The organism is Mesorhizobium sp. P2_D6, assembly GCF_056404315.1.
In genome coordinates this window covers 1-17,419 of the sequence record NZ_JBFUEG010000026.1, presented here as the reverse complement: position 1 = coordinate 17,419, position 17,419 = coordinate 1, and the positions used below count along the sequence as shown (strand labels likewise).

Sequence of the window (17,419 nt, the reverse complement as noted above, 5' to 3'; positions counted from 1 at the left end):
GAATTTTGGTCGTGAAATCAGTCGACTAACCGAGAATCGGAGCGATTGAATGGCACGCAAGGACATATTTGGCAGCGTTATGGGCCCCGCGGCGTCGGTTGCGAACGTCAAGGACGTCTCAGCCTACGCCGTTCGCGGCGCGTCCCGCTCGATCATGCAGTCATTCGAGGAACTCTCGAAGAGTTCGGTCGTCGATCTTGATCCGGCATTGGTCGACACGTCATTCGTTTCCGACCGCATAGACGATGACGATCAGGCTTTCCAGGAATTGCTGGCAGCTATTCGTGAGAGAGGGCAGGATTCGCCGGTTCTGGTCAGGCCTCACCCCGAGGTTTCGGGCCGCTTCCAAACCGTCTTTGGCCACAGGCGTGTCAGGGTCGCGCGCCAGTTGGACCGACCGGTCCGCGCTGTCGTCAAGAAGATGGACGATGAGGACCATGTTATCGCCCAAGGGCAGGAAAATGCTGCCAGAGCCAATTTGTCCTTCATCGAAAGGACGCTTTTTGCCGACCGAATTCTTAAGCGGGGCCATTCCCCGGATACGGTGAAGTCGGCCCTTGCGCTCGATGACACGACGTTCTCGAAGATGCGTTCGGTTACAAGCAACATTCCCGAGCGGGTCATTTTGGCGATAGGCGCTGCCAAGAGCATTGGTCGGGACCGCTGGTGGCAGCTTGCCAAACTCATGGAGCCTCCCGGGGCTGGGGTGAGGGCGGCAGAGTATGTGGCAGGCGCCGATTTCGCCCAGCCAGGCAGCGATGCCCGGTTTGCCCGTCTCTTCGACTTCATGAGTGTGCCAGCGAAACGCCCGCATGCGTCTACGAAGTCCACGGAAACGGCTTGGACACCCGATGATAGGTCGGTTCGAGCCAAGATCACCGACACCGGAAAGGTGTTTACGCTCGCCTTGAAATCCAAGGAAGCATCACCCTTCGGCGCATTCATCGCCGGCAAGCTCGACGAGCTTTTCGAGGCTTTTCGGGAGTCGGAAATGGCGAAGAAAACAGGAGACTAAAACCGCAAAAGAAAAAGGCCCCCGAACGTCGCCGTCGCGGAAGCCCTTCTCGGTCTGTAGCAAGCTGAGAATCGCACTTCCCCGAATCACTGTCAAGAGTCGTGGCGCCGTTTCGGCGAGCTGATTTCTTTTGCCTGATTGAAAGGTGAGGGAAATGGAGAGTGGATACGCGACGACGCCCTTTGGGCGGCGGCCGATGACGCTTGCCTTGGTGCAAGCGAATGCGGCATCACGAGAGATTCCGGACGGGGCTCTTGTCGAAAAATGGCAGGTCTATCGTTGGTTGTGCGAAGGCAAGACTGTCGTAGGTGTGGGAGACCGCGCTCTGGCCGTGCTGAGCGGGCTCTTGTCTTTCTATCCGGACGACCAAATCAGTGAGGAAAACGGCCTGATGGTCTTTCCTTCGAATGCGCAGCTGTCGCTTCGCACGCACGGCATGCCCAGTTCCACATTGCGGCGACACTTGGCCGAGCTGGTGAGTTGCGGCCTTGTCGTCCGTCGGGACAGTCCAAACGGCAAAAGGTTCGCCCGGAAGGGAAAGGGTGGTGCGATTGAGGAAGCGTTCGGGTTCTCGCTGGCGCCGCTGCTGGCACGGGCCGCTGAGTTTCAGCATGCTGCCGAGCAGGTGCGCGCCGACAGCCTGGCGCTCAAGTTGATGAGGGAGCGGATTACGCTCCATCGTCGCGACATCCACAAACTTGTCGAGGCGGCGATCGAGGAGGGCGTTCCTGGCGACTGGGGAGCCGTCTGGAGACGGTTTAGAGCCGTTGTAGATGCAATCCCCCGGCGGGCAGCGCTGTCCGAACTGGAGGCAATTGTTGCCGACTTGACCAGACTTCGTGACGAAGTGGATATCATGCTGGAAAACTTCATGAATTCTACGAATCCTAGCGCCAATGAGTCCCAAAATGAGCGGCAGCAATCGGATTCAAACACAGACTCCATTCTTGTATTTGAACCAGCTTCCGACCAAAGCAGGGCGGCGGTCGAGCCAAGGCAGCGAACCGATGAGAAGCTGAAAAGCTATCCAATAGGGCTGGTGCTGAAAGCGTGCCCCGAAATTTCAGACTACGCCGTGCACGGGATCGGAACCTGGCGCGATTTGATGATTACCGCGGCCCAGGTGAGAGGCTACCTTGGTATTTCGCCCTCAGCATACGAGGAGGCTTGCCATGAGATGGGCCAGGAGGTCGCCGCCATTGTGGTTGCCTGCATCTTGCAACGGGCGCAGCATATCAACTCGGCCGGCGGTTATCTGCGGGTTTTGACCGAAAAGGCGAGGGCGGGGCAGTTTTCCGTGGGACCGATGCTGATGGCGGCACTAAAGGCGAATGGCGTGACGGCGAGGATGGCCGGATGAGAGATGCGAGGCCCCGCTTGACGAGCGCGCTGGGCAGTATTTAGAGGCGCCGACGATGATAGATACGCACAGAGCGTCCCGCCCAGCGGCCGACAAATCCGACGATCCGGCTACGGGTTTTTCTACCGGAAGAGGGGAGGGGCCTGGCGCTACTCTCCTAGGTCGAATCTTTAGCCCGCGTAGATTTTCGGGATGAATTAATTAGCGATCCTTGGTCTTTGGATTCGCTTCCAAGATTTCGCCAATGCAAGATTATCGTTCGTTTTACGTCTGCGACAGGCTGTGCGTTTTGAGGCGAAATTTGTGGCACTAAGCGCACGGCAGCTTTAACCTCGCAGGCATGATTCGCCTCGATCCCGCGACCGCCAGCCCGGCCCCCAACGTGCCGCCGACCGTCCCGGCCTGGGCGCTTGCAGCCGGGCGCGCGCCGAGCGATGCCGACGCCGCCTTCCAGGCCGGGGCCGCCCTGAGTGCGCTCGACAGCCTCGCGCGGGGGCAGGCTGATTGGGCCGGGGCCTGGCGGCATCGGCTGGCGCTTCGCGGTGCCGCCGCCAGCATGCAGCTCGCCGGCCGTTCAGAGGACGAGGCCGCCTTGCGCGACGCCTGGTACCTGCGCCCGGCCGGCGCCGATCCCGGTCCCGCCGGCGCGATCTTCGGCGCCTGGCGGCGGTTGTCCGTCCAGCCGCCTGTCGCCGACTCCGATCGGCTCGAAAAGATCGCTGACCAACTAGGGCTCCATTGGGACGGCGCGGCTCTCGCCGACCTTTGCACGGAGATCGAAAAACTGGCGGGGTTGCAGCGGCCGGCGCCGTTTGCCGCCGCGGCGCTCGCCGGTCACGTCGTCGCCTTACGCCCCGACTGCGAGCTTTTTGCGTGGTGGCTCTCCGATCTGGTGCTGGCGCAACGCCTGCGCTGGCCGCGGCCGCTGCCCCTGTTGATGGCGCAGGCCTTTGGTCCGGCTTTTCGCCGCGAGGCCGGTGGCCGGCGCATCCGGCCCGGGGACAAGAATTTTGAGTGGGCGGTTTGCGTCGCGCTCGTTGCGGCCGCCGCGGACGCCTGTCGGTTGGCCGCCGAGCTGTCGCGCCGGGCCGAAAAACTCCTGGCGGTGGCGCCAAAACTGCGCGCCAAAGGCGCCGGCGACGTAATCTTTCTGCTACTCAGTGAAGACGCCGTCTCCGGATCGCTGATGACGAAAAATCTGTCGCGCTTTGCATCGCGGCGGCTGTTCGAACGGCTGCAGCAACTGGAGGCCGTGCGCGAACTCTCCGGCCGCCCCACATTCCGGCTGTTCGGGCTGTAGCGATGAGCGAAGCGTCCGCCCGCCGGAAGCCAAACGTTCAGCCGGCTTTGCTGGATACCGAGTTGGAACATCTGCCGGCCGAGCTGCGCTGGCGCGAATGGATGGGCCGGGTCGAAGCGGTGATTTTTTCCGCCAGCGAACCGGTGACACGCAGTGTCCTCGCGCGGGTGGTGGGAAGGAACTGCAATCTCGAGCTGATCATCGACGACATCCGCGCCGAGCTCGCCGGTCGCCCCTACGAGCTGGTCGCGGTCGCCGGCGGCTGGCAACACCGGACCAAGAAAATTTTTGGCGACGCCATCCGCGCCGCCTTCGGCACGGCAGCGGGCGAGGGGGCAAAAGAACTGTCGCAATCCGAGGCTCTCGTGCTGATGTGCATAGCTTACTTCCAGCCGATCACCCGTGGCGAGCTTTCTTCCTTCTTCGGCAAGGAGGTTTCGCGCGATCTGATCGGCGTGCTGCGCGCGCAGGAGCTGATCGCCTCGGGGCCGCGCAGCCCGCAGCCGGGGGCGCCTTATACCTATGTGACGACCAAAAATTTTCTGTCGCAGTTCGGGCTCGACACGCTGCGCCAGCTGCCGGATTTCGAGGCGCTCGAGGACGCGGGGCTACTGTCGAAGGAGAAGCTGCTGACCGGCGACATCCCCACTGGGCTGCCGGCTCATCACTTGGAGGATGAAGTACCGTCCAACGCATAGCGTTGCTTAAGCCAGCCGAGCGGGTTTTGGGATTGTCCATGCAGTGCTGGGCACTTGGTCAACGATTTCGCCAGGGGGGTGAATTGGCGGAGGCTCACATCGCTTAGCCGTCGACCTGCAGGCTTACTCTCGGCGAATAAAGGAAATTAGGGCAAGTCGCTTGGCTCCCAGGCAATTAGGGATTAAGTAAATGGTGCTAAGGAGCAATCATGTCTGATCTCAAAGAACGCTATGGGACTGCTACGCGTGCCGCCAAGGAGGCGATCAGGCAGCGCAAGGATACGCCGCGCTCGGCTGAAGAGCAGCGCGTTTTCGAGTCATTTCGGAAGCAGGCCCGATCTGCCTACAGCGCACTAAAGCAAAAGTCGCCTACAAACCGAAACAACCGGACCGGTTCCTAACGGGCTTTTCCAGTGCTTAGCCATTTTGGCTTGGCAAGAGGATCTGCGGATATCCCCTCATAGCCTTCGAACACCCACCGGTGAGCGTTGGCGTCGTCCGATCTCCCGTCCAACGTATGCTCGGTCTTAGTGTCGGCCTTAAGGACGAGATGGACGGCGTCACTGCTTCTGGGCAATTCCAGCCGTTGCACACCGTGCGCCTCGTCTTTCCAAAGTCCGATCGCGCTGGATTGCGGGTATTTTTTCGCTTGGTTCTGACGCTCGATAAGTCCAAGCGAAGTGAAGGTTAGTACGGAGGACCCGGGGTCTTCCGCCAGCACAGTCGCGTAGCGAGCCGGCCAACGGCCCTCAAGCTGCGGCCCATCCATCAATAGCGCGACAACCAAGTTGGGCCCAACCGCGCGCAGCACTGCCTGGCAAGGGTCGACCCTGGCCAAATCCTCACAAATCAGCGTGGTCAGGGATGTGCCGCCTCGGTAGACAAGCAGGTCCAGGCCGCGGCCGAGCAGATTCAGATGTTCCCACCAGCTGCGAGACGGCGGAAGCGCGGCCTCGATTTGGTAGTCCTTTATCTGGGGCTCGGTCAGCTTCCATCGGTGATGCTTCTCCCGAATTAGGAAAAGCTGATCCAGCCCACCGGTCAACTTGCCCTCGCCGGTCAGGAAGAATGGGGCAATGGCAACGAAATTGCCTTCTCGCCCGTGGCGGTCGCTACTGATGCCGGAGATAAGGAAGTCAACGCCAGATTCCTCAGCCAAGGCACGCGCCAGTTGGCGAAATAGGGGCAGGTCAAGCGATAGCTCCGGCAGGACGACGCCATCGACCCGGCGCTCGCCCTTGCGCGCGGCCCTGACCAAGTCCAACACAAATATGACAAATGCTTTGCGGCCTTCGCTGTCCCCGATTGCTGGAAGCCATTGCTGCTCGACACCGAACCAACCCCATCGATTTCGTGCGTCACCCGCAGCCACGAACACTGAGGCATCAACCGCATAGGGATAAGGTATCAGTAGCAGTCCGAGGTTCTGTGGCGCTGCACCGTCGGCCTCAAAAGGCGACGTCACCCAACTAGCGCGAACCGAGCCTTGCCCAGGCAGCAGTGCGAGATGATGGCTAAGTGATCGCATCGTGCATCCGACCGCAGGTGTGCGGGACTTGGGTTGCACGCAAACGATGCTCGGATCCGCAGTCGATATCGTGGCTGGGCCACTTTGGATTCGCCTGAATTCGCGACCGCTGATCACGTCACCTTCTGTGAACGCCTCGACGACCGGTGCATAGAAAATGTTGTCCGCCACAAAGCCGACGTGCCGGCTGGCTTCGTCTGAGATCATCAAGAGCTCGACCATGATAGGCCACCAAGAAGGACATACTGCGTCGGGAGCCAAATTTGTGAATGCCAATTCTGACGAAAACGGCTGAAGGCCGCGCCATAGCTTGGTGATACGCGCAGGAACCGACGGAAGCTTGCCGGGAGGGACGGTGGACTCTCTCCAGCTTTTGCCGACGCGTATTGCCCGCGCTCGCATCTTGCCATCGACGATGATCTGCCGATCAGGGCTGGGAGCACCCGACTCAGGGGTGACGTGATGATATGCCCCGCTTGCTTCGAGAACGTAGGCAGCAAATGCGAAAATATCGGCTGGCAGAACCGGCGCCTCGACAAAGCCTAGAATCTGCCGAGACGCGTCAGGGAACAGAAGCCTGAAAGCTTCACCAAGAGTCAGCATAGCAGAAAGCCCCCCGCAGCGTCTGTCGCGCTACTTCTTAGCCGTGATTCGGGTCAGTTGGAATTGTGCAAGCGCTGGACGACTTTCGCGTGGACCGTGCACTTCAATCCGCATTGGTTGAGGTCCATCACTCGGACGCTGCATGGGCCTTGAGGACCGCGGTGTCAAGGAATCAAGAAGGACTCGCGGTCAGCTGGGGCGGCGGTTCCTTCGCGACCCAACGCCTGTGCGACCAACGCCGCAACAACGCGCCTGGCCGAGCTACGGTGCGGATCGATCCGCGCTTGAGATGGGCGTCACGGGCCGACCGTGGACATAGGCGCTCTGAGATCAAACAGGATCCTGAGCTCGGCGCCGGCACCGGGATCACCAACAAGCCGCCCAACTGGTTCTACCATAATATTGGTAACCTTGCGGCCTTTCTGCGGATCGGCGGGTGCCTTGGCGCCATAGATGGCCAAACGTACCGGGCTGGCGACCGGAATCACTCCAGACCAGGGCCGAGCGCCGCCTCGCCGGGGACGCGCGCCCGACCAGCGGCGGCGCTATGCTGACGCTCTTTAGGCCGCCCTGTCGAACCGGTCTCGGCATTACGAAGCGGCTCGACGATGAAATGACAACGTCCGTCCGTCCGAACATTTCATCGTCTGCGCTTTGTACACCCTAATTTGCTCTTGCCACGTGCGCGGTGTGGCTGCCGCCGCACCGATGGGGACTTTCCTGGGAAGAGAAGAATGTATCAACTCGTCGGAACTGTTGCTGAAGGCAGGCCGACTTTGCTACCGAAAACGAGGCGGCACCGGCGCTTGCCGGACGTTCGGCGAAATTTGGCTTGGCGTTTCGCTTGAGCTTCCGTCCGCCAGGAGAGCATTGCGAATGGCATTTCGATTTGTTCATACGGCTGACATCCATCTCGATTCGCCACTGCGCTCGCTTGCCCTGCGCAATCCCGAGCTTGCCGAGCTCGTCGGCGACGCTAGCCGCCAAGCCTTGATCACGATTATCGATCTCTGCCTTGCGGAGCGTGTCGATGCTCTGGTTATTGCCGGCGATCTTTACGATGGCGACCAGACGTCGATGAAGACGGCGCGCTTTCTGGCCGCGCAAATGGCGCGTCTCCATCAAGCTGGCGTCAGGGTCTACATGATCCGCGGCAATCATGACGCCATGTCGCGGATTACGAAGCAGCTCATATTGCCCGACACGGTGACCATTTTTGGCGGCCGCTGCCAATCCGTCATCCAGCCTGGCGCTGGGGTGGACGTCGCGTTCCATGGGCTGAGTTTCGCCAGCCCCAAGCGCCCGAAAGCCTGCTGCCCAAATATGCCGTACAGCAAGAGGGAGCAGCGAACATCGGCATCATGCATACGAGCCTGGCCAAGGAGCGCTTCGCGCCTCATCTCAGCCGTTCAGTCCGTCATGGCGCGACTCCGGGAGCAGACGATCGTTCAGTATTCCTGCCGCATTCACTCATTCACTATTTTTTAGACGTTCCCATCGTTAGCTTTGGGCCGATTGACGTGTGAAGCCGATAGTCGCAGCATAATCTGATCGATTTCTCCTCCATTTCGAGAGTACGCATCATTCCATTCAAAGCGCGACTCAATTGCTTTGCCAACGGTGAGCAATTCGCTACAAACTCTCCAGGGGGGAGATTCTGTGCACGAGACGATATTTGAATATGTTACGGCGTGGTGCCGATGAACCTGCTCGGCCTGCGCCTTATTGCGCAAATCATGAACTGGACCGATGACGGCGTGGCGACGGCTGAGTATACTTGGCTGCGGCTAATGGCGTCGACCAAATATGACGGCTACAGCGATTTCCGCGCGGGATCCCGCTTCATCGAAAATCTGGCAATCTGGCTGAAACAGTTCGGTGCCGAGGACCGCCAGACGGCCTATGATTTTATTAAGCACCGGCTAGTCTACATCTCCAATGCTGAGCTTTATCGCGTGATCGAAGCCTTTTATCCAGAAACGGTGACGCCGCATCTGCGGCGCCTTGCCGCCAAGCAGGCCGGCATTCCACCCCATGAGGTTTGGGGCAGCAGGGATGGGGTCGCAGCCTTCAAGCGAATTAAGCGACGCTCCCTATTCATAGGCATGAGCGACGGCAGCCGCATCGACATCATGCGGCGCGCCAACAGCGGCCGCATCACCCAGGAGCAGGTCGTGCCGATGATGAATATCGGCACCGAGAAATGGCTCGATCTTGCGAAGAAAATCAAGGAAGCCGACGCCGGCGACGAACAGTTCGAGCACGTCTACCTGATCGACGATTTCACCGCCTCAGGTACGACCTTCATTCGCTTCAAGGATGGCGAGTGGAAGGGCAAGTTGCAAAAGTTCAACGACATGCTGATCGGTGCGCGCAAGGCGGTTGAGGAACAGGGAAAGACCTTTCCGATCGTCGAGAATTACGCGCTGCATATTCATCATTATGTCTCGACCACCCAGGCGCACGAGGCGCTCCTCCAACGTACCAAATTGGCCAATCTCGAATGGGCGGACCGAACCTTCGGGTCAATCGATGTGACCCAGGGCACCTTGCTGCCCGCCTCGCTCAAGCTCAATCTAGGCGCTGACGACGCCGTCATCGCGCTTTGCGAAAAGTACTATAATCACGATCTCTACCTTCGGCTGGTCGAACATGCAGGCGAGGCAGAGCAGGCCGATCTCAAGATGGGTTATGCCGACTGCGCTTTGCCGCTTATCCTTGAGCACAACACACCTAACAACAGCATTCCACTACTCTGGGCGGAAACGACCAACGAAAATGGTCACGCGATGCAGCCCTTGTTTCGTCGGCGTGATAGGCACGGCTGACCATGGCAAATCCATTCCTCCGCCGCGCCACCGAATACATTCGTGACGACACCACTTTCCTGGAGATCGTGAGTCCCGCGCCGCTCACCACATTCCTGGCCGAGCATCCCCGCAAGGCCGACATTTTCGATCTGCCTATCCGCATCGTCGGCGCGCCGGGAAGCGGCAAAACCATGTTGGCCATGCTGGCCGAGTTTCGCCTCGTCGAAACGATCCTGCGCGACCCCACCAACGACACTAACAAGCAGCTTTCCATAGCCCTCGCCGGCGCTGGGTTTCTGCAAGACGGGAAACCCGGGGTCGCAGCTGTCCGCATTCCTATGGAATCCGAGTATCGCGACTTCTGGGAGTTGCCCTATGAGGACAGCGTCAAAACCAAACTCGCCCTGTGGCTGGTCCAGGCGCGCACTATGCTCGCTCTGCTGCGTGGCCTAACCAATGGCGACCATCGCCGGCTCGACGAGATTCGCTTCATCGCCCGGGAAGCATCGGAAGCGCACCTCGAGCAGATCGGCGGGCTGACCGCGACCGGTATTCGCGACCGCGCGCTCGAAGTGCAGCGCGCGATCTATTCAATCGGAGCGAGTTTGCTGCCGCCAGACATCGATAAATTGCCGAAGGCAGCGACTGAACCCTATCAGCCTTTCGAATGCATCCAGGAGATCGATATTCCGTGGATGGGAGAGCGTCTGACGGTCAAGCCGCTCGCTATCCTAGACGACGTCCACGCGCTTCACCCAGACCAGTTCGAGCAGATCTTCACCGCGCTCGCGCGACGAGAGATCAAATTCGGACGCTGGTTGATGATGCGGCTCGACGCCCTCAGCCCTGGCGCCGTGTTCCGGTCGGCTCGTAGTGTCGCCACGCATAATCTCCAGCCCGACCGCGACTATGTCGATATCTTCATGCAGGGCGGCGAAAGCCGCGACAAGGAGCGGCGGCGCTTCCGCGACATGGCGGCGGACATGGCAGACCGCTACCTCCCGCGCGTCACCGCCTTCCGCAATCGTAACCTTCCGCCATTTCGGCGGCTTGTCCCCGACGAACCACCACGCCTGTCTGAGGCGAAGCTGCGCGAACTCGCGGCTCTCGTCGAGCGCGACCAGCAGCGCTTCGACGTAACTCCGGCGCGGCGCATCTCGATCGAGGAACTGGTGGCTGGCTATCTTGCGGGGACGCAATCTGGCGACCGTGAGCCGGAGGTCGCCCTTGCCATGGTCCGAGTCCTGATGGCGCGTTATGCCAACCGCGTTTCCGATCAGCAGGTATCACTGTTCGAGGACTTTGATCCAGAACCGCGGACACCGCTCAAGGCGAATGCATCGGTCGCCGAGGCCGCCAGGCTGCATCTCCACGCGCTGAGCGGGCGTGCTTTCCACTACGGTTTCGACACGCTGTGCGACGCAAGCAACGAAAATGCCGAGCTGTTCCTCCAACTCGCCGGCGCGCTAGTCGCACGCATGGAAACCCAAGCGATCCGGGGACGAGCGCTGGCGCTTCCAGCGAGTGCACAACAGGATGTGCTGAGCGCCAAGGCTGTAGAAATAATGGATGGTTGGGCGTTCCCCTTCGCACGCCGTGTCCGCGCGATGGTCGATGGCATCGCGTCGGACTGCCGCGAAGTCTCGCTGCTGCCCCACGCCCGTCTCGGTGCCGGCGCCAATGCGGTTGGTGTTCTAGAAGAGGAGATGGCCAAGCTTCTCCTCTCAAACGACGAGCTTGCGCTCATCCTCAAATATGCCGTCGCCCATGGCGCGATCGAGGTCACCCGTGACTATGGCCAAGGAAGCAAGAACTGGTGCCTCATCGAGCTCAGCGGCGTGGTTGCACTCTCGCATGGGCTGACCTTGCACCGGGGCGGCTTCCTCGAGCGCGATGTTGGCTATCTGCGCGAGCAGGGGGGCTTGGATGGCGCATAACCATTGGGAAAACTGCATCGCCCACTTCGATGCGCAGGTCGACGTGTTCGCAGGAGAATACTTTGGGCGCACAGACGTCCATTGCCTGCTGGTGGCCGCCGCGGGCTTCGACCCCCGATCGCTCGGTATCGCGACGATTCTCGCCGGTCATCTTGGTGAACGTCTCAAGGGCCTATTCATCCGGGAGGAGCGAGGTACCCCGGACGCGGGTCTCGTCGCGGCGGCCGATCAGAACGCTGTACTACTCAGAAGCCTGGTACCCGGGTGCGAAATTGCCACGGTTGATATTTTCGGCAACGATAATGCGCCGATCGCCGGAGCGCGCACCGCTTCGGTCATCCGTGGTCACAGCATCGCCGCTGAAACCACCGACATCGTGCTCGACATGACAGCGTTATCGATCGGCGTCGCGTTTCCCGCCGCGCGCCTCCTGCTCGACTATTGTGAGAGCTGCGGCATTGCTTTCCACATCATGATCGCGTCTAACCCAGAGTTGGACGATGCCATTGCGAGCGAACCGGGTGATCGTCCGATTGCCGTTCGTGGCTTTGCCGGCACCGACCAAAGCGATGCGAAGCTGGAGATCGCGCGAATCTGGGTCCCACAGCTGGCCAAAGGGCGCACACGCGCGCTCACTGATATCGGCCGTTCGATCCGCGGCACCTATAAGATCTGTCCGGTAGTACCGTTCCCGGCACGCGATCCGCGCCGGGCGGACGCGCTGATCGCCGAATATGAGGCTCAGCTCGTCGACGAGTGGCAGGTGGACCCGCGTGATCTCGTATATGTCTCCGAATCCAACCCGTTGGATTGCTATCGGACCTTGAGCATACTCACCAAACGCTACTCCGACGCGGTCGAGCAGGTATTCGTACCGTCGATCATCCTCTCCCCCGTCGGCAGCCGCGTAATGGCTGCGGGGGCGCTCATGGCCGCGATCGAGCATGACCTTCCCGTCCAGTATATCGAGACTGTGCGCTACGACTTCGATCCGGCAAAGCCTGCGGTCGCGGCGACACCCGACATGCGCGTCCACCTTCTCCTGTCCGGCCCTGCCTATAGCGAACTTGGCGATGCATCCGCCGCACCGGCCGGTGCGGCAGATAAGGCTGAGACGGTGAGGGACAAACCAGCATGACCCGATTCGCCGAAAAGCTCGACACGCTGCTGCGCACCGCCGAGTTGGTCGCGAGCGCGGATTTGCGCGTGCTGGCCGAGGCGCTTCGGCAAAGCCGGCACCGCCAGGTGGTCGCAATTGGGTCCGGTGGCTCGGCGATCACCGCGCAGTATTTCGCGCGGTGTAGGGAAACGCTGTTTGAAGCAGCAACTCACGTAGTGACCCCGGCCGAATTCGTGCTCGCCAACGACGAACTTAAGCAGAGTGATGTCTGGTTATTCAGCGCTGGCGCCGACAATGCCGATAGCATCGCCAGCGTGGCCGCCGCTCGCTCGCGCGGTGCCGCACAAATCCATCTCCTGACGCGCAACGCCACTGGCGCTGCGGTTCAGGCCATTTCCGCAGATCCTGGCAACACAGTGACCAGCATTCCGGTCGCCGATGCGAAGGACGGTTTTCTCGCCACCCATTCGCTCATCGGCTCGGTCCTCGCACTCTTGTTCGCCAGCGATCTGGTATCGGCCGATCCATTGGGCGAGGCGCTCGTTGCAGCTGTAATCAAACGCCTGCGCAAGTGGATGAACCCAGCAACCCGGCAGGCCATGCAGGCTCAACTCGCCGATGTGCGGAGTGACGATGTCCTGCTGATCGTCGCCGATCCCCAGCTTCGCGCCGTCGCCGAGCTTATCGAGACCTCCGCTTGGGAGGCTGCGCTGTGCCCGATCCAGCGAACCGACCTCCGCAACTTCGCCCATGGTCGCCACACCTGGCTGCATCATCGAGGCGAACGAACCGTCATCCTCGGGCTGATCGGCGATGATAGCCGCGAGATATGGGAGCGCGCGAACTCCCTGTTGCCACAGGCGCTACGGCGGCATGTCTTCGACTTCGGCAATGCCGGTCGCATGCGCACAGCGGCCGGGATTGTCGAGGGCCTAGTGATCGTCGAGGCGATCGGGGCCGCGACCGGCATCGATCCAGGAAAGCCGGGTATCGGCGATTTTGGCCGAAACCTCTACGAGGAAGACGGATTACTCGCTCTTGCGCGTGAGCTTGGGCCAGCGGTCCGACAAAAGCGCTCGGCCGCACTCGAGCGCGATGATGTGACTGATAATCAAGTCTGTATCCGGGCTGCCTGCGCCGCGCGACGCGACGCGCTTGCGGACGCTCGGGTCGGCGCGATCGTCCTCGACTATGACGGCACGATCATTTCCGATGACGAGCGTTTCGGACATCCCCGGACTGCTATCGTCGATGAGCTTGTACGCCTCGATGCGATTGGCGTGCGCATTGCGATCGCCACCGGGCGCGGCGGATCGGGTGGCAAAGCGCTGCGCGCCGTACTTCCGGTGACTATGCGCGACCACGTGCTCGTAGGCTATTACAACGGGGCTTATATACAGCCTCTCAGCATCGACATCGAGGTGGATCGACCAGCGTCCGATCCAGACCTGGCGCAATGCTACGCTTGGCTCGGATCACATCCCGAATTATTCTCTGGAGCTTTCGAGGGGCGGTTCAGCGACGTGCAAATTTCGATCAAGCTCGATAATCTCGCTGATCGCTTGGCCTTTCCGGCGGCTCTCGCAGACTGTCCGTCCATCGCGTCTGGCGCCGTTCGGTTTAGGCGCTCAGGCCACAGCATCGATTTCTTTGCGGCCGGCACCAGCAAGCTCAGCGTCGTCGACCGCGTGCGGCAGAAGTTGCCGAACGACTTAGCAATTTTGTGCATCGGCGATAGTGGCGGTCGCGATGGTAATGACAATGAGCTGCTGTCGCACGCCCATGGGATCAGCGTTGGAACGGTCTGCGACCGCCACGACGGTTGCTGGACTCTGTTTGGCAAGACGCTCACCGGTCCCGAGGCGCTGCTGCGCCTGCTCCAGGCCTTGGAACGTGATGGTGACGGATGCGTTTGTTTAGATGTGTCCTCATTGGGACTCGACAGCTTTGCCGAAATAAGTGCAATTGCAAAACATTATGATCCCACAACGTGACGTGATTGATGTCGTCGGCACCGGTTTTGCGGTGCTCGATCGGCTTTACGCCGACGGCGATCTTACCGCAGAGGCGCTTGGCGGGTCGTGTGGCAACGTGCTCGTGTCGCTTGCCATGCTTCAAAGGCAGGTCACGCCGGTTTTGGCACTTGGGCTTGATGAGATCGGTGAGCAGTTGCTTGCCGAGTTTGAGATCGCCGGCGCCGATACACGCTACATCCATCGTCATCCCGGACGCCGCTCTCCGGTCTTGCGCCAGGAACTCGACACCCGTTCGGGCCATCACAGCTTCAGTTTCACCTGCTGTGACACTTTCGAGGAATATCCGCGCTATCAGCCGATCGGCCACGAGGAGCTGCAATCTGCGACGGTCGCGTTAGAAAATTGCACACTCTTTTACACCGATCGCCTGTCGCCGGCGATCCTCGACGCGATGGCGCAGGCTTACCATGGCGGTGCGATCATCTATTTCGAACCGTCCGACATCGATCATGCGCTATTCGACGAAGCGCTCGCGATCACTAGCGTGCTTAAATATTCCTCGGATCGTTTGGGCCCCGAGCTCGACGATAAGGTAGCCGCCAGCGCGGCAATGGCGATCGTTACTTACGGCGCCGATGGCCTCGAACTCCGTCACGGTCGTGAGCGGATCTGGAGTGCGGCCTATCCTGCCAAGCAGGTGACGGACACTTGCGGGTCAGGCGACATGGTGAGCGTCGGGCTGATCGACTGGCTATTGGCCCGAGCCACGCCGCGGCTCTCGGGCCTGGATATCCATGACCTGATGGGCGGCGTAGTCGCAGGCCAGCGGCTCGCGGCGGAAAATTGCGCATTTGCCGGCGCGCGGGGCGTGTTCCGGCAGCGCGACGTCTCTTATGTGCGGTCCATCCTAGAGCATGCGCGGCGCGATTTCCCGACCTAGGCCGCCGCCGCCACCGGCGTTTCGCGGCGGAACTCCGCGCGCAACTCCATCAACAGCACGCCGAGCATATTCTTGCCGACCCCGTTCACTTCGCCCCAAAGGCGGTTGACATCATTGTCGACGGTGGCGCTCTCCACCAAACGAGCATCGCCTGTAGAGAGCAGCAGATTGCGCAGGTCGGTATGCTGCTCGAACTTGGCCCGGAGCACCCCGCGCATCCGGTCGAATTTGCCGACCGACCAGCCCGGCGCGACATCCCAATAATACAGGCCGTGCGCGGCCATCGCTAGTAATGCCGGGGACGGCGCACTCATCAGCCAGTCGCGGACAGCCTTCTTGCGCGGCTTCCCCGCCTGGTAGGCATGCTCGCTCGTGGCGAAGCGCTCACCCTCAAACTCGATTTCGCACCGATAAAGATTGCTGAACGCACCGTAGGGCCGCTCGCTGGCTCGATAGAAGCGGATTTCATCTGCCATAATGTGCCCCTTGCAAATTTGCACATTTTGTTACATGCAAATCTGCATGAAGGCAACTGAAAATGAAATTTCGGTACTCCGCGCAAGAATCGTCGCAGCGCGCACCGATTGCGCACTCACTGACACCCAAATCGGTGCTGTAGTTGGCGTGCATGCCAGCCAGGTCGGTCGCATCACGCGTGGCAAGTTTCGTCGCATTAGCGAAAGCGTCGTGCAAATTTGCAAGGTATTGGGGCTGGATATGGACTCAACCTTGATCGAGCCCAACGCCGAAACCGCCGCATGGACGAAGTTGCAGGCGAGCTTACGCGGCCTATGGGACAAGACCCCTGAGGGTGCCGACAAGATCGTACGAGTGCTTGATACCATCGGGGCGCTTCGCGAGCGCTAACCTCTTGCTATCGCTCGTCTGGAAGAGACCGGTAACTTCTTGGGGTAATCGCGGCTACGATTTGTTAGCGTGGACTGGGCCATGAACGTCCCTTGTTCAAGGAGACGACGATGGCGATGGAATGGACGATCTCAATCGAGGGTAAAAACGAGTTCGGCGACATTTGTCGCCGAGAAGGGTTCTGTTGCAAATTTTTGTTGAACTGAAGCAAGAAGAGATGGCGGGCGGTGCTTATGCGGCGGCGAGGATATCGAACTGCTCGGCCAATGACGGATTTGGGTTGAAGGCGAACCTCGCCTGTCGTTTGCGCATCATGTGAAGCATTTCGATGCCGTCGAGGATGATGCTTGCGGCTGCGGGAGATTTGAAGCCGAGCATCGGCCGAACACGGCGCTTGATCCGCCGATGGTCCTGCTCGATCCGGTTGTTCAAGTATTGGCTTTGGCGGATTCGGATCGGCTTCGGTCGGCGCCTGCAGCGATCCTGCAATCGATGTGTCGTATCGCAGGAAACGATCGCCTCCTGGTTGGTCTGGCTACCATCGATGACGACACGATCGGGACGCCCATGGCGCTCCAGCGCTTTCCTGAAGAAACGCTTGGCCGCCGGCAAATCCCGATGTTCGCTGAAATAGAATTCGACCGTGTCGCCGACGCTGTCGATAGCGCGGTAGAGATACATCCACTGCCCTCGGACCTTGATGTAGGTTTCATCAACATGCCATTTGCCGGTCGCTGCGCGCTTGCGCCGGTTGAAGCGCTCCAGCAGCAAGGGCGAGAAGTGAACAACCCAGCGATGGATCGTCGAATGATCAACGCTAATGCCACGCTCGGCCATCATCTCCTTCAAATCGCGCAGGCTCAGTCCATATGCCAGATACCAGCGAACGCACACCAGGATGACCGATCGGTCGAAATGCCGGCCTCTGAACATCACAAACCTCCGAAAAAAATGTCGGAGGTCACTTGCCAGACAACCCGTAACGAAAAAGTTTGCAACAGAACCTTGCTGGGAGCTTGGCGGCGGGCCGAAAGGGAGCAGGCCTATGATGTACCACCCACGGCCTTGAAGTTGGAGCCGGTTCGAGACCCGGAAACCGGTCATGCGATCTCGCCGGTGATTGCCGCAGCGCTGTGCATCAAGCCGCGAGGCCTGATGACAGGCCGGCAGGCAAGGAAGGTCGATGCCCTGAAGCAGGGATCTGACGCTTTCGCCGCGATGCGGCGCCTGGCGATGCGCTTCAACGGCATCCTCAACGGCATCCT

At 60.4% G+C, this 17,419-nt stretch carries 13 protein-coding genes and 2 pseudogenes; 12 read left to right on the top strand and 3 right to left on the bottom strand.

What is annotated here, in order from left to right; all coding sequences use genetic code 11:
* Positions 1-49 precede the first annotated feature (49 nt).
* The 4 genes from repB (at position 50) to scpB (ending at position 4,373) form a co-directional block, all read left to right on the top strand.
* A complete protein-coding gene (gene repB, locus AC1D1L_RS30900) occupies positions 50-1,015 on the top strand; it encodes a plasmid partitioning protein RepB (RefSeq protein ID WP_436175331.1) in 966 nt (321 codons plus the stop codon).
* Between the two features lie 154 nt (positions 1,016-1,169).
* Positions 1,170-2,375, top strand: coding sequence for a plasmid replication protein RepC (gene repC, locus AC1D1L_RS30895; protein WP_477345149.1), 1,206 nt, complete (start codon positions 1,170-1,172; stop codon positions 2,373-2,375).
* Between the two features lie 340 nt (positions 2,376-2,715).
* Positions 2,716-3,675: a DUF1403 family protein gene (locus AC1D1L_RS30890; protein ID WP_477345147.1), complete on the top strand. Its 960-nt coding sequence runs from the start codon at positions 2,716-2,718 to the stop codon at positions 3,673-3,675.
* 2 nt (positions 3,676-3,677) lie between these two features.
* Complete coding sequence (scpB, locus tag AC1D1L_RS30885) at positions 3,678-4,373, top strand: SMC-Scp complex subunit ScpB (RefSeq protein WP_214393832.1); 696 nt, start codon at positions 3,678-3,680, stop codon at positions 4,371-4,373.
* Between the two features lie 397 nt (positions 4,374-4,770).
* Here the strand turns inward: scpB and AC1D1L_RS30880 are convergent, their stop codons facing one another.
* Entirely contained in the window at positions 4,771-6,504 is a 1,734-nt protein-coding gene (locus tag AC1D1L_RS30880; RefSeq protein ID WP_107652801.1) for a hypothetical protein, read from the bottom strand.
* Between the two features lie 876 nt (positions 6,505-7,380).
* Between AC1D1L_RS30880 and AC1D1L_RS30875 the strand changes: the two are divergent.
* The 6 genes and pseudogenes from AC1D1L_RS30875 to AC1D1L_RS30850 all read left to right on the top strand — a co-directional run.
* Positions 7,381-7,883, top strand: a pseudogene (locus tag AC1D1L_RS30875) (metallophosphoesterase family protein); the annotation flags it as partial.
* Positions 7,884-8,204: 321 nt separating this feature from the next.
* The gene (locus AC1D1L_RS30870; protein ID WP_477345144.1) at positions 8,205-9,332 is read left to right on the top strand and encodes a phosphoribosyltransferase-like protein; all 1,128 of its coding nucleotides are present in this window, start codon (positions 8,205-8,207) and stop codon (positions 9,330-9,332) included.
* A gap of 2 nt (positions 9,333-9,334) precedes the next feature.
* Positions 9,335-11,251: a hypothetical protein gene (locus AC1D1L_RS30865; protein ID WP_107653150.1), complete on the top strand. Its 1,917-nt coding sequence runs from the start codon at positions 9,335-9,337 to the stop codon at positions 11,249-11,251.
* On the top strand, positions 11,241-12,389 hold the full coding sequence (locus AC1D1L_RS30860) for a hypothetical protein (protein WP_477345141.1): 1,149 nt from the start codon (positions 11,241-11,243) through the stop codon (positions 12,387-12,389). The genes AC1D1L_RS30865 and AC1D1L_RS30860 overlap by 11 nt, the downstream gene beginning before the upstream one ends.
* Positions 12,386-14,365 (top strand): HAD hydrolase family protein, encoded by a 1,980-nt coding sequence (locus tag AC1D1L_RS30855; protein WP_107653148.1) that lies wholly within the window; start codon positions 12,386-12,388, stop codon positions 14,363-14,365. Before AC1D1L_RS30860 ends, AC1D1L_RS30855 begins: the two co-directional genes overlap by 4 nt.
* A complete protein-coding gene (locus AC1D1L_RS30850; protein WP_477345139.1) occupies positions 14,349-15,287 on the top strand; it encodes a PfkB family carbohydrate kinase in 939 nt (312 codons plus the stop codon). The genes AC1D1L_RS30855 and AC1D1L_RS30850 overlap by 17 nt, the downstream gene beginning before the upstream one ends.
* On the opposite strand, the gene AC1D1L_RS30845 is transcribed toward AC1D1L_RS30850, so the two are convergent.
* Positions 15,284-15,763 (bottom strand): NADAR family protein, encoded by a 480-nt coding sequence (locus tag AC1D1L_RS30845; protein WP_107653146.1) that lies wholly within the window; start codon positions 15,761-15,763, stop codon positions 15,284-15,286. The genes AC1D1L_RS30850 and AC1D1L_RS30845 overlap by 4 nt on opposite strands.
* 46 nt (positions 15,764-15,809) lie before the next feature.
* Between AC1D1L_RS30845 and AC1D1L_RS30840 the strand changes: the two genes are divergently transcribed.
* Positions 15,810-16,154, top strand: coding sequence for a helix-turn-helix domain-containing protein (locus AC1D1L_RS30840; RefSeq protein WP_146172645.1), 345 nt, complete (start codon positions 15,810-15,812; stop codon positions 16,152-16,154).
* 231 nt (positions 16,155-16,385) lie between these two features.
* Here AC1D1L_RS30840 and AC1D1L_RS30835 read toward each other — a convergent pair whose 3' ends face one another.
* On the bottom strand, positions 16,386-17,087 hold the full coding sequence (locus tag AC1D1L_RS30835; RefSeq protein WP_006329070.1) for an IS6 family transposase: 702 nt from the start codon (positions 17,085-17,087) through the stop codon (positions 16,386-16,388).
* A 72-nt stretch (positions 17,088-17,159) separates the two neighbouring features.
* On the opposite strand from AC1D1L_RS30835, the pseudogene AC1D1L_RS30830 reads away from it, so the two are divergent.
* A pseudogene (locus tag AC1D1L_RS30830) lies at positions 17,160-17,419 on the top strand (ISL3 family transposase); the annotation flags it as partial.